Annotated in this window: 15 protein-coding genes; 12 read left to right on the top strand and 3 right to left on the bottom strand. The window is 50.0% G+C overall.

The features are described from left to right. Positions 1–313 (top strand): transposase domain-containing protein (locus tag BUF15_RS15970; RefSeq protein ID WP_143170739.1); only part of this gene is annotated, 313 nt, incomplete at its 5' end. Positions 314–783: 470 nt separating this feature from the next. Then, complete coding sequence (locus BUF15_RS26825; protein WP_143170738.1) at positions 784–963, top strand: hypothetical protein; 180 nt, start codon at positions 784–786, stop codon at positions 961–963. A gap of 107 nt (positions 964–1,070) precedes the next feature. Here BUF15_RS26825 and BUF15_RS15960 read toward each other — a convergent pair whose 3' ends face one another. Next, complete coding sequence (locus BUF15_RS15960) at positions 1,071–1,727, bottom strand: alpha/beta hydrolase (RefSeq protein ID WP_084554068.1); 657 nt, start codon at positions 1,725–1,727, stop codon at positions 1,071–1,073. 25 nt (positions 1,728–1,752) lie between these two features. Beyond that, complete coding sequence (locus tag BUF15_RS15955) at positions 1,753–2,220, bottom strand: flavodoxin family protein (RefSeq protein ID WP_073614702.1); 468 nt, start codon at positions 2,218–2,220, stop codon at positions 1,753–1,755. Positions 2,221–2,685: 465 nt separating this feature from the next. On the opposite strand from BUF15_RS15955, the gene BUF15_RS15950 reads away from it, so the two are divergent. The 3 genes from BUF15_RS15950 (at position 2,686) to BUF15_RS15940 (ending at position 4,716) form a co-directional block, all read left to right on the top strand. Continuing rightward, entirely contained in the window at positions 2,686–3,345 is a 660-nt protein-coding gene (locus BUF15_RS15950; RefSeq protein WP_073614701.1) for a ferric reductase-like transmembrane domain-containing protein, read from the top strand. A gap of 324 nt (positions 3,346–3,669) precedes the next feature. Beyond that, entirely contained in the window at positions 3,670–4,260 is a 591-nt protein-coding gene (locus BUF15_RS15945) for a YceI family protein (protein WP_073614700.1), read from the top strand. A 267-nt stretch (positions 4,261–4,527) separates the two neighbouring features. Next, positions 4,528–4,716: a hypothetical protein gene (locus BUF15_RS15940; protein WP_073614699.1), complete on the top strand. Its 189-nt coding sequence runs from the start codon at positions 4,528–4,530 to the stop codon at positions 4,714–4,716. Between the two features lie 138 nt (positions 4,717–4,854). Here BUF15_RS15940 and BUF15_RS15935 read toward each other — a convergent pair whose 3' ends face one another. After that, entirely contained in the window at positions 4,855–5,271 is a 417-nt protein-coding gene (locus BUF15_RS15935) for a hypothetical protein (protein WP_073614698.1), read from the bottom strand. 457 nt (positions 5,272–5,728) lie between these two features. On the opposite strand from BUF15_RS15935, the gene BUF15_RS15930 reads away from it, so the two are divergent. The 7 genes from BUF15_RS15930 to BUF15_RS15900 all read left to right on the top strand — a co-directional run bounded on the left by BUF15_RS15930 (position 5,729) and on the right by BUF15_RS15900 (position 13,115). Then, on the top strand, positions 5,729–7,102 hold the full coding sequence (locus BUF15_RS15930) for an FAD-binding oxidoreductase (protein ID WP_073614697.1): 1,374 nt from the start codon (positions 5,729–5,731) through the stop codon (positions 7,100–7,102). Then, positions 7,102–8,337 carry a (Fe-S)-binding protein gene (locus tag BUF15_RS15925; protein ID WP_073614696.1) on the top strand — a complete coding sequence of 412 codons (1,236 nt, stop codon included), beginning with the start codon at positions 7,102–7,104 and terminating at the stop codon, positions 8,335–8,337. Before BUF15_RS15930 ends, BUF15_RS15925 begins: the two co-directional genes overlap by 1 nt. A gap of 30 nt (positions 8,338–8,367) precedes the next feature. Then, on the top strand, positions 8,368–8,940 hold the full coding sequence (locus BUF15_RS15920; protein ID WP_073614695.1) for a cupin domain-containing protein: 573 nt from the start codon (positions 8,368–8,370) through the stop codon (positions 8,938–8,940). A 658-nt stretch (positions 8,941–9,598) separates the two neighbouring features. Then, the gene (locus BUF15_RS15915) at positions 9,599–10,879 is read left to right on the top strand and encodes a DEAD/DEAH box helicase (protein WP_073614712.1); all 1,281 of its coding nucleotides are present in this window, start codon (positions 9,599–9,601) and stop codon (positions 10,877–10,879) included. Positions 10,880–10,994: 115 nt separating this feature from the next. Further along, positions 10,995–11,198, top strand: coding sequence for a cold-shock protein (locus BUF15_RS15910; protein WP_073614694.1), 204 nt, complete (start codon positions 10,995–10,997; stop codon positions 11,196–11,198). Positions 11,199–11,554: 356 nt separating this feature from the next. Next, the gene (locus tag BUF15_RS15905; protein WP_073614693.1) at positions 11,555–12,316 is read left to right on the top strand and encodes a DUF1538 domain-containing protein; all 762 of its coding nucleotides are present in this window, start codon (positions 11,555–11,557) and stop codon (positions 12,314–12,316) included. 10 nt (positions 12,317–12,326) lie between these two features. Then, positions 12,327–13,115, top strand: coding sequence for a DUF1538 domain-containing protein (locus tag BUF15_RS15900; RefSeq protein ID WP_073614692.1), 789 nt, complete (start codon positions 12,327–12,329; stop codon positions 13,113–13,115).

Below are 13,115 nucleotides of genomic sequence, written 5' to 3'. Positions count from 1 at the left end.
CCGCCTCACCGTCTACCTTGACCAAGGCGTAGTCGGCCCAGACAATAATGCAGCTGAAAATGCCATCAGGCCGTTTGTGATAGGCCGCAAAAACTGGCTCTTTGCCGGTAATCCTGCCGGAGCGGCAGCTAGTGCCAGCCTCTACAGTCTCGTCGAATCAGCGAAAGCAAATGGCCTGGAACCGTACAGATATCTTCGTTTTATCTTCGAAAAACTTCCTTTCGCAGAATCGCAGAGCGATTACGAAGAGCTGCTACCGAACAGGCTCAAAGCCGCCGACCTCCTTTTGCCGCAATCAATAAGTGGGGTTTAATTAGCGGATACGTACCTGCTGTTTTCCACCGGGGTTATGTTGTGGTTGATTTATGGCCTTATGTTGGTGCTTTGGCCGGTGATTATTGCCAACGGCGTGACCCTGCTTCTTTCACTTGTCGTTATCTTTTTTAAAATACGTGAACAGGATTGCTCACTGGAAAGCTCTGACGCCTGTCAGTGAATAGGTGGGGTGGCGAACACTGATGTTGGAAATGGATTAATTGCGATATCCGCCCCCTTGAGAGAAGGAGGTCGAGAGTTTGATGCATCCACTCCGACAAGCATTTTTCTATCACGTCAATTGCTTGTGTAGTTGCTGGCGTCCTCCTTTTCCCGTTACCTGGTCTTCCTTTTGACGAATATTTGACGTTTCAGAATTTTTCGATTTTACTGCCCCTTTTACTGACGCAGGCTGGTGTTGAAGAAGATATTCAAACGCTACAGATCATTTTTGGGGAAACGAGTGTTATGGACCAGATTGACTCTTTGAGGGAACAGATAGCAAAAACTGAGGTGATATTGGCAGAGTCCCGGGAAAATTTTGAGAAGAATCCCGATAGCTACAGTGCACGACTTCTTCTTATGAGTACGGAAAACTACCTGGCTGACCTGCTGAAACAGATGGATAAATTGCAGACGAAAGGGTGAGCATGGCAGGTGTGGTTTTCGATAAACAGCTGGTGCGGATCTGTTTACCTGTGAAGGTGACTGTGCGAAGGCGGTAGTTCCCGTGTCGCTTCCCTTGAGATATACTATTAGCCGCTCGCCTCACAGGAAAGGTAATTGTGCATAACATCCTCAAGCGCATCAAAGCAGCCGTAATAGAAATGATCGGCATGGTCGATTACCTCAACTTTTGCGCCGGGGCTCCATGTCTGAAGAGAATTCCTGATCAAATGAACCGGAGCTATTTCATCTTCCTCGCCGGTAATAACAAGCTTTAGCTGCGACAGCGAGTGAACAGTCCTGAATGGCATGAAGGCAAGAGGGGGCGAGACGAAGATCATCCCGTTGACCTCGGCCGGTACTGCAGGTAAATGGGCGAGCACCCAGGAGCCGAAAGAATATCCGGCCAGCTGGATGGACGTTATCCCGCTTTCTTTGAGAAAACGGATCGCTGCGATGGTATCCTGTCCTTCATCGATCCCTCCTCCGTGGTTGCCTTCGCTCCTGCCGACTCCCCGAAAGTTGAATCGAAGTGTCGAAATGTTTTTTCTGTTGAAGCTGCGTACTAAGGCTTCAACAACAGGGTTGGACATGTCCCCGCCATAGAGAGGGTGAGGATGCGTAATGATTGCGCCTCTGGCGCCTCTGTGTTTCTGATAAAGGCCTTCCAGGGTGAGATTGCCGCTTGTAAAGGTGATATGTTCTTCCATAGTGTGCCGTTTTTTCTTCCCGTTTTTCTTGAGCATTCATCTGCTCTACTTGGGCAGACCCCTAAAAAATGCCAAAATCAATGCCAGCTGCGAGCGTCTGGCCCAGCTCCTCAAGGTCCGCCAGCTCCTGTTCTGTCGGGCTGCCGACAATCCTTCTGTGTTCCTGGACCTTCTTCCATTTGTAGCCAGCTGCTAACCGTTCTATCTGGGTAATGGCACCTCTCCCATCGTTTCCGGCACAGACAAAGATAACGAAAGGAAGTCCAGTCGTTACGTCTTTGGCGGCTTCGTATGTACGATCAAAGAAGTCCTTGATCAAGCCTGCCATGGTCCCGAAATATTCAGGGGTGCCGATGGCAATTCCGTTACAGCTTAAAAGATCTTCTATCTGTGCATCAGCCGCATGTTTATAAACAACAGCAATACTTGTCTCTCTTCTTGCTCCAGTGGCGAACCGATCGGCCATTCGCTTCATAGTGCCGCCTTGAGAGTGATAAATGATCAGCAGCTTTTTTTTGTTTTCGTCCATTTGCGCCTCTTGCGTGCAGTCAAACGACAGGAAAATGCTCCTTGTTTGGAGCAGAATATACTCTTCGAGGTAACGATAAAAATTTCCAGCGGAGGACCCGAAGGGAATTGTGACGGTCGCAATTGCTTAACGGATGAATAAAACGGTTTTTCCAAAACTTAGCAATGATTTGCTCTCAGGGTGTCTGCAGAGGGTTTGGATTCTGTTTGCTACTAGAGACATCACGAGAAGCAGAGCAATAGATCTCTGAGGACAGGCCGGGGCCCTTGGTCCGGTAGCCGCGATGGTTGTCTGAACATCTTCTCTGCTTGCAGTCCTCTTTGTCGGTCATATCATGTAGAAAGTGAAATGAACTCGATAATGGCAGTATTGTTTTTGCTCGTTGCCATGCAACGACTCACCAAGACGAGCAGAGTCTGGAGCTCTTTGGAGAGAGACGAGCCAATGGCAAAAGGAGGATAAACCATGCAGAATAATAATGAGGCGCAGTCGATATCAGAGAAATCCGCTGTTGTAAAAATGCTCTTCTTTCTCGTTCTCGCTCTAATTTCAGGACTGGCTGTCAGTATTCCCTTTTTTTATCCGTCGATGACCCTTTGGTACAAGGTCGGGACGGACAAAATCTTGCTCCAGGCAGGGCAGGTGGTCGGGCTGCTGGCATTGGTGCTCATTTGCCTGCAACTCCTTGCTGCCGTGAGGCCGCCGTATTGGGTGAAGCTCTTTGGCCTGTCCGCGGTGATGCGTTTTCACCGGATGAATGGCATTTTGATTTTTCTTCTGGCGCTTGGGCATATCCTTCTCGTTCTTGGCCCGGAGGGGTTTGCCAACCTGCCAATTGGCAAGAAATACTGGCCTGAAATGGTAGGGGCACTACTGTTTGGCGTTATCTCCTTTCTCGTTCTCTTCTCCTGGTTTCGAGAGCGGTTGGGGGTCAGTTATCCACGGTGGCGTAGTCTTCATAGGCCGTTTGGCTATGGGGCTTTGTTCCTGCTTTTTGTTCATGTTCGTTTTGTCAGCGACTCCTTTACTCACCTTGTGCCTCAGGTTGGTCTCTATCTGCTTTTCTTGGTCATTATCTCTATTCTTGTTGGTGTAAAGTATGGTTACTTTAACCTGAAGAGTTGAGAAAACATTGTAATTTTACCTGATACGAGGGGGTATTCTCTGCCTCCTTGTTCCCGAAAAGACCGGCGCGCCCGTGATGATTTTAGGTGCACGTCAAGCTAACTTGATTCGCATTTCATCCGTCTTACTGTAAACAGAATGCTGCATGCCACGATGTGGGGTGTGTGTGATGGTGAAGAGATGGCTTATTTGTGAAAAAATCGTGAAAAAATGTTGGGTTTGACAGGGGGGCGATGGCTTCATCCTGTCGAATCGGCAAGTGCCCATTTTGTAATGTATTTACTATGATTTTTCGATCCTGCAGGTGCAGGACAGGAGGAGATTATGAAGAAAAGGATATCGATGTCGTTGGCTGGTCTGCTGTTATTCTTTGTTTTGTCAGTTCCGGCCTATGCTGCCAATTGGGAAACTGATAACGCCCATTCCAACTTCTATTTCACCGTGGACCATATCTTTTCAAAGGTACGCGGCTTTTTCGCTGATTATACGGCTGATATAGTTTTCGACCAGGAAAACCCTGAGGCGGCGAAATTCGTCTTTGTCATTAAGACAGATTCCGTAGATACCAATATCGCCAAGCGCGACAAACATCTGCAGTCGCCTGACTTTTTTGATGCTGCAACCTTCCCTGAAATGAAATTCACATCAACTTCCGTAAAGGATCTTGGTAGTGGCCGGTTGGAGGTGATTGGGAGACTGGCAGTTAAGGGTGCTGAGCATGATATTGTTCTGCCACTTGTATTTGCCGGCATAAAGGATCATCCGGCGGCAAAAGGCAAGAAGGTGATTGGGTTTAACGGCACAGTCGTCCTGGACCGACTCAAGCTTGGGGTTGGTAGCGGTAAATTTTTTGACATGGGTGTTGTTGGAAAAGACGTCGAGGTGCTGGTTACGCTTGAGGCACTTGGTGATTAAGGCCGGATTGCAATCCGGGCTATCTTGAAAAAAACTCACTTGGTCAACTTCTTCATTGCATTCACAATTATATCTTCGAGTGTACCGGTTATATGTAAATGATATGATTGTGAATGTCCTTGCATTTTGAACAAAAACCCTCAATTTGCACGAGGCTCAATGGTAAAAAAATGCAATTTTATTCATTTCACGCTCTTTTCGTCAGCAACTTGTAAGAGGGTTATGATACACTCTCCTATATCAACAATTCTAACATAGGGGGGGAATATGTTGTCACAGGAACAGAAGGAAAATCTGAGAGCTGGGTGGCGCAATTGTCCGGCAGGTGAAAAGAAGGTGATCATGGCCGAATTCATCCGTGAATACGGGGACGATCCAGGCTGGGAAGCATGGCTTGTTTTTTTGCAGGATCGGCTTGAAATTCCAGGCTATGAAGAGTCCTTCGCGGTTTCATGAGGAGGAGTGCGTAGCGACCGGACATCTGCAGGACATGTGGTGCGCAGAACAACAAAAAAGCGTGATTGGCAAGATAGGGGGCCGGTCACGCTTTTTGTCGTTTTTCACATGTGTTGATTGTGCTTTCAGGTAAATTCGTTACCTGCGCTTTACCCCGACCCGCTGGCCGATAATACTTTTGACCTCATAGGAGTTGCTGCCGAATAATCTCGGATTCCAGGCGCATTTAAAACGAACCTGACTGCCCACTAACAGTTTAAGGGATTTCTGGGTCCCGAATGGCAAGTCGAAGCCCGCGCCTTCAGGTGATATGTCGTGTAGGGTGATTTCAGTTTCCCTTTGGTCGTTGGTGACCATGATCACTTTCCCGGCTTGAGGTTCTCTTGGCTTGGTCCGTCGATTCAGGATGCATTTGGTGGCCAGTTGGCATTTGTGGCAGGTGATAACTTTCTGACGTATATTGGGGAGAACAGCCATATTTCGTCTTGCTCTGCAGGCCGGGCAGCGAAACAATAACCTGTTTTGGATTACCTGGACCGTTGCTGTTCTTCCCATTACTCCCCCATCCTGTGCTTGGTGGTTGTGGTTTTCTTTTTTTTGTCCTCAGTGGGTTCTAAATCTTTCTGATTTTTCATAGTAACGAACTTTAGGAGTCGTGGCAAGGCGACGGCCATGCTTTTGGCCAAAGGCTGATGGAATTGATCATATGAGCAGCATGTTTGGGTTCATGCTTGGGCGTTTGGACAATTATGATGTTTCCTTATCGGCAACATATGTCGGTTAGCGATCAGGCAGCAATTTGATAGTAATTTGGAGTATATGTATGTAGTTGTATGAAATGGTGTATAAATATCTGGAATTGTTTCCAGGCGCCAAGTGATATGAGTTGACAGAAAGAGAACATCTATTAAAGTGAAATTTCAGGTCTCTCGGGTGGGGCTGGTAGCTGTTGTTTGCCTGGGTGATTACAATTTCTTTTCTTCCTGATCTGTTGTTGCACTAGAGGATGGTTATGCTCAAACCGGATGTAAAAATGGAGCTGGTTGCGATTGTCGGCAGTGATCGCTATGTCGATCAGCCGGAGGTGCTGACCTGCTATTCGTATGATTCCTTTGCCGAAGAGGCAATGCCGGAGGCGGTCATCTTCCCGCTTACCACTGAGGAGGTGGCAGAGGTGATGCGCATTGCCTCCCGTGAGAAAATTCCGGTGACGGCCCGGGGCGCTGGAACCAGCGTCTGTGGCGGACCGGTGCCAGTGCAACACGGTATCGTGCTCTGCTTTTCCAAGATGAACAAAATCCTCTCGATTAACACCCGCGACCGGCATGCGGTTGTGCAGCCAGGTGTGGTCAATCTTGATTTGCAGAAGGCGCTCGCACCCCATGGCTTTTTCTTTCCGCCCGATCCAGGTTCCATGAATTTTTCGACCATCGGCGGCAATGTTTCCCACAATGCTGGCGGCCCGCGTTGTCTCAAATATGGGGTGACGGTGGATTATGTGCTGGGTATGCAGGTTGTCCTGGCCTCGGGTAAGGTGGTTCGTTTTGGCTCAAAAAATATTAAGGACGTGACCGGTTATAATTTCTCCGCCCTTTACTGTGGATCGGAAGGGACTCTGGGACTGGTGACCGAAATCATTCTGAGGGTGGTGCCCCGACCTGAAACCATGCAGACCCTTTTGGTCACCTTTGATTCACTCGATAATACTGCCAGAGCCGTTTCAGATATTATCGGTTCTGGAATTTTGCCGGCGGCAATGGAACTGATGGACAAGATGACCATCAATGCTATTGAGGATGCGGTAGGCATCGGACTTCCCCGCGAGGCTGAAGGGACTCTTCTGATCGAGGTTGATGGTACCACGGAGGCGTGCAGTCGTGAACGTCAGCAGATCGTTGCCAAGGTTCAGGAGCACGGGGCGGTGACCATTGAGGAGGCCTGTACCGAAGAGGACCGAAATCGACTCTGGACCGCACGACGGGCTGCGTACGGGGTCTTTGCCAAGATCTCTCCGAATATTGTGTCAGAAGATGTTACTGTTCCGGTAAGCAGGGTGCCGGAGATGATCCGAAAGATTGTCGAAATCACAGATAGATATGGCCTTAAGGCCGGAGTGCTGGCCCACGCCGGAGACGGCAATATGCACCCGCTTGTCTGCACTGATAGGGAAAACCATGAGGAGTGGCAGCGTGTGGAAAAAGCTTTTGCCGAGATTTTCCAGGCGGCGGCTGACATGGAAGGAACCCTTTCCGGTGAGCATGGTATTGGTCTCGCCAAGGCAGAGTACCTGCCCCTGGTAATGGATCAGGATACAAGAGACTTCATGGCACTGATAAAGCATGCAGTTGATCCCGATAACATCCTCAACCCAGGGAAATTTGTGTAATGAGTGGAACAGGAAATTGCGGAAAATGCGGGATCTGCCTGTCGGTTTGCCCGGTATACGCCGTTTTGAAAGAAGAACAGAACTCTCCGCGGGCGAGGGTTCAACTGATCAAAGCCTATAAAAATAAAAAGCTGCCCTCCTCGCCGCTGTTAAAGGAGTTGATTGCCAAATGCCTGATGTGCGGCAGCTGTGCCGCCAACTGTCCGTCGGGGGTCGATCATTATTCTCAATTTATGGAGATGCGCTCACAACTGATCGAAAAGCATGGTGATCGGCTGGAGATTCGAGGGCTGGTCTATCTTCTGGCAAAAGAGCAGCGGTTGCGGCTTGCCATGGGTGCGGCCCGAATGGGGCAGGCTGTGGTGCCTTCCGCCTTCCAGAAAAAATACCGGCTAGGAAATATACCGGTGAAAAACTATCCGAAGCTTAATAAAAAACCGTTTCGGGCAGAGGTACCAGAAGAGATTCCACCGATTTCTCAAGAGCGCGGCACCGTCCTGTATTTTACCGGTTGCGGCACCAACTATATCTTTGGTGAGACCGGCCATGCCGCGTTGAAAATACTTAGCCGGCTCGGGTATCGAGTGCTCATCCCACAAAAGCAGACCTGTTGCTCTATCCCGATGCTTTTTCATGGCGGGGTGGAAGAGGCGCGTGAAAATATTATCGCCAATATTGAGTGTCTCCAGCATGAGAATGCCTGCGCCGTTCTCGTCGATTGCCCAACCTGCGGATCCGCCTTACGGGACGAGTTTCCGGCGATGATGCGAAAATACGGTCTTGATGATGCCGTGGCCGAACAAATTGCTGCCAAAACACAAGATATGACGGCATTTATTGCCGATCATCTCGACCAGTTGACCTTCCGGCAGGAAGATGCGGAGCCGGCCAGGGTTGGCTATCATCTCCCCTGTCACCTGAAAAACGCTGCCGGCTCGTCGGAGGCAATATTGCGCCAGATCCCGACTATCGACTATGTGCAGTTGGCTAACAGCGGCGACTGCTGTGGTGGCGGTGGTACCTTCTTCTATGAATATCCCGAGTTGTCCGGGCAGATTGCCGCAGCAAAAATTGCGTCGATCAGAGAGTCCGGTGCACAAATATGGCTTACCGACTGCCCGGTCTGCCGTATCAACCTGGCTGGTCAACTGGCCGAAGAGGATGGCATAGCAATGATGCACCCGCTCAGTTTGCTTGCTGGTCTGCTGGATGAGCTGGATAAACAGGTACTGTAAAGGGTCAGCGCAATAAAAGTAGAGCGGTCTATGGATGAGAAAACCATTGCGAGCAACCTGAAAAAAACTCGCCTGAAATTGAAGATGACTTTGCAGGAGTTGGCGGATAGAACCGGCCTGACCAAAGGCTATCTCTCCAAGGTGGAGCGCTCTGAGAAGGCGCCGCCCTACTCGACACTTTCCAAGATTGTCGGGGCTATGGGGCTGGAGATCACCGATGTACTCAAGATCGAGCCGGGCCCGCTGCATGATCTGCCCATTGTTTTCGCCAAAAAAGAGGATGGGCAGATTATCCGGGAGAGCCGACAATATGTCGGTTACGACTATGAGGTGCTGGCCGCTGGTAAACCCGGCAAAAATATGGAGCCTTTCATCATCTATGCCCCTGACGAGTTCACATCACTTTTTGAACATGAGGGTGAGGAGTTCATCTATGTCCTGGAAGGACAGCTCGAATTAAAATATGGAGATCGGATATTACAACTGTCCGCGGGGGATCATGCCTATTTCGAGTCCCGCATCCCCCATGCCGGTAGAAGTATCGGGAAAAAACGGGCTAAGCTGCTGGTGACCATTTATTTTTATAAACGAAACCGTCAATAATGATGGTTTGTATTTTTTACGCTGTTTGTTCTATCTTCTTTGTATTGTGTCGAAAATTTATTCCTTTGCAGATGCGGGCAGTGTCCTGTGAAAGTTCACGACAAAAGAAATTATTACTTTCCACGAAAATATCACTTGTGTAACCGCAATGCATAGCCTATAGTCTCAGTCAAGATCATTCATAGGCAAATTCCTCTGATGTACGTTCATACGACCGTTACCTGAAAGTTTCCTGATGAGAGAAGAAACAAGGGGAACATGCTAGAAGTTTTTTGGGTACACGCGCCTTTGCACACCGCACACACACTACATTTTATTTTTGATACATTTCCTGATAGCGCTTCAGGGAAAAGTGATATTGTGGTTTTCCGTCTTTTCACATCGACAGCTGTCTAAGGACTGGAACCCATCATGGCGGATGCATTTTTCTATATTCAATTAAATCAGTTTACGTGCAGATCAATCTAATTCATTCTTCGGTCGCAACCTCCCGTGAGGTCGTCGCCTATTCTGATCAGCCCGTTATCATTGTGCCGTCCATTGGCATGTCATTATCTACAATTTCAGAGAACAAGATTGTTTTGCTTCCGGAAGATGCGCCTTGTATGCAAAGAGCGTGGAAAACCGTGCCGAACCTGACGTGTTCTTGGGAGCAAAAATGAGTTTTTCAAAATTTGAATTCGGCCCGCATATTGTTGAGGCCATCAACCGGTGCGGCTTTTCGCAACCGACACCAATTCAGGCGCAATCGATTGAACCAATCCTTGCTGGACGTGACCTGCTTGGTCTCGCCCAGACCGGGACCGGCAAGACTGCAGCCTTTATTCTGCCCACAGTACAGCAGCTGCTGGCGCGCCCGGCACGCCATGTCCGGATGCTGATCGTTGCCCCGACCCGGGAGCTGGCGGAGCAGATCCACGAATTCACCGTTTCTGTGACAGAAGGTTCTTCGCTGCGTTCCGTAGTTGTCTATGGTGGTGTCAGCAAGAACGTGCAGGCCGGAAAACTGAGAAAAGGCGTAGACATCGTGGTTGCCTGCCCTGGCAGGTTGCTGGATCTTGTCCAGGATAGAGCCGTTGATTTGAGCCGGGTGGAGCATTTAATCCTTGATGAAGCGGACCATATGTTCGATAAAGGATTTTTGCCGGATATCCGTCGCATCTTAAAGTTGTTGCCGGGGAAGAGGCAGTCTCTGCTCTTTTCAGCAACCATGCCGAAAGAAATTCGCCATCTGGCCGATGAGATCCTGAGTAACCCGGTAACCGTGCAGATTGACCGTATTACCCCGACAAGTACTGTCGAGCATGCATTGTATAAGGTTGAGCAGAAACAGAAGACCCAGCTGCTGGTTGAGCTCCTTGGCAATAAAGAGCTGAGCACTACTCTGGTCTTTACCAGAACTAAACATAAGGCGAAAAATCTGGCGACCCAGTTGGACAGCAAAGGGTACAAGGCAGTTGCGCTCCAGGGCAATATGTCCCAGAGCCGTCGGCAGCAGGCGCTGGATGGTTTTAAGGATGGCACCTACAATATTCTGGTGGCCACCGATATCGCCGCACGAGGCATTGATGTAACCGGCATCTCGCATGTTATCAATTATGACATCCCGGATACTGCCGAGGCGTACATCCATCGTACCGGACGGACCGGCAGGGCCGCCTGCACCGGCGAGGCATTTACCTTCGCCACCGGCGAGGAGAATAGAATTGTCCAAATGATTGAAAAATCTCTCGGGAGTGTGCTGGAGCGTCGAATGGTCGACTTGCCGGCAATGACGGAGCCTGTACGTGAGCGAGCCGGTTCGGGTGAGCGGCGGCAACAGCCCCGGGAATCAGCCGGCAAGCGGACAACGTCCCGCCCGGCTGCAAAGAGTCGGAGAAACCGGACAGCACCACAGGGTGTTTTTGGTTTAACCGCAAGAGGCAAGCAGGGTAACTGATCGCCTCAAAAACTTGCTGAACTGCCGTATGCGGCAGCAACAGCGATTTTTCGGCTCCATCCTGGAGCCACTTACAACCGTGCATAATAACGCACAATGAACAAGGAGTAGTAACATGGCAGAAGGTACAGTGAAGTGGTTTAATGATTCCAAAGGTTTCGGTTTCATCGAGCAGGACGGTGGCAAGGATGTTTTCGTACATCACTCTGCGATCCAGTCTGATGGCTTCAGATCCCTCCAGGAAGGTGAAAGAGTACGCTTTGATGTGGTTGACGGCGCCAAAGGCCCAGCTGCATCAAATGTAACAAAAATCAAGTAACACCTGAGTTTCGTCCTTGGGCGAAACTCGCGGATCTGTCTGGTGGCCGTCTACGGTTTGACCAACAGATCCCCTGGCTCTGTCGGGAACTGACCGCGAGTACTCCGCTGAATGTTCCCGGGCGGCCTCTTATGCTGCCCGATGTGTCGTGGGGTCTCCTGCGTCGCCGATGGGGAAAGGAAAGGTGGAATATCTTTTGGATATTCGGACCCCGCCGTAATGGCGGGGTTTTTTTTTGCCTTTTGACGGGGACCGTCATTATCGGACGTGAGTAGCTGAAAAGTGCTGTTTTTTCGTAAATTGTGGGATATGTTAACAGAATTATATTAACAATTCACCTATTCACAAAGATGAAGATGGCGCCATTCCTTCTTAATTCCAAGACGATATCCTTTGTTCTCGGCAAGCTTCGGCAGTCGGCCACCGACCTGTTGCCCATCGTGCTGGTCATCGCGTTTTTTCAGCTGGTGGTTATCCGCCAACCCTTGCCGCAACTGGGTGAAATGCTCTTTGGCGCTCTGCTGGTGCTTATAGGTCTGTCCATGTTTATCCAGGGGCTGGAGATGGCTCTCTTTCCTATCGGCGAGAATATGGCCTACGCCCTGTCCCGTAAGGGGAGTCTGTTCTGGCTGATGCTCTTCGCCTTTTCCCTCGGTTTCTCCACAACGGTTGCCGAACCGGCGCTGATTGCCATCGCCAAAGAGGCGGCGCAGATTGCTATGGAGGGCGGGTTGCTTGCAGATGATCCGAAGACGATGGCTTCCTATGCTTTTGGGTTACGGATGACCGTGGCTTTTTCGGTGGGTTTTGCGATTTTGCTTGGGGTTCTGCGCATCCTGTTGAACTGGCCGATCCATTATCTCATTATTGGCGGTTACATCCTGGTTATGCTGATCACTACTATTGCTCCTGCTGAAATTGTTGGTATTGCCTATGATGCAGGTGGCGTTACCACCTCGACAATTACCGTGCCGCTGGTCACCGCTCTGGGAGTGGGGCTGGCGACGGTTATCCGCGGGCGTAACCCGCTTTTGGATGGTTTCGGTCTCATTGCTTTTGCCTCACTGTTGCCAATGATGTTTGTCATGGGCTATGGTGTGGTTGTTTTCGGCATCTGAGAGAGGGCTCATGATACTTGTCATCGACTTTTTCAAAACCCTGCTGCTGACCAGTCGGGACCTTCTTCCCATTGTTCTGTTGTTTGGATTTTTTCAGCTGGTGGTTATCAGGCAGCCGGTACCGAATCTGGCTCGTATCCTGGTCGGCAGTCTCTATGTGCTGATCGGCTTAACACTCTTTCTCACCGGGCTTGAAGATGCGTTGTTTCCGCTTGGCAAAATTATGGCGGAGCAACTGACTCATCCGGATTTGCTTGGTAACGGTAGTGCGGTACTCGATCTTACTGACTGGAAGTCGTATGGCTGGATCTATCTTTTTGCAGCCACCATCGGCTTTGCTACCACTATTGCCGAGCCTTCTCTTATCGCGGTCGCGTTTAAGGCCCGGGAAGTGTCGGGTGGCGCCATTAGCGAATGGGGCCTCAGAATTACCGTGGCCATTGGCGTGGCCTTCGGCATCAGTCTTGGGGCTTTCCGGATCGTTACCGGTACCCCGTTGTATCTGTATATTATGGCTGGTTATATGATTGTCATTATCCAGACATTCTTTGCCCCGAAGACCTTGATCCCGCTGGCGTATGACTCGGGGGGGGTGACGACTTCAACAGTAACGGTGCCGATTGTGGCCGCCCTTGGACTTGGCCTCTCGGCAGCAGTGCCGGGGCGGAATCCTGCAATTGATGGCTTTGGCCTGATAGCTTTTGCCAGCCTTTTTCCAATCATAACGGTTCTCGCCTATGCCCAGTGTGCGCAATGGCTGAGTACTCGCGCCTTGATGAAACCCAGAAAGGAGAAGTAA

Source organism: Desulfopila aestuarii DSM 18488, assembly GCF_900143695.1.
Lineage (GTDB): Bacteria > Desulfobacterota > Desulfobulbia > Desulfobulbales > Desulfocapsaceae > Desulfopila > Desulfopila aestuarii.
This window is presented reverse-complemented; position numbering and strand designations above follow the sequence as displayed.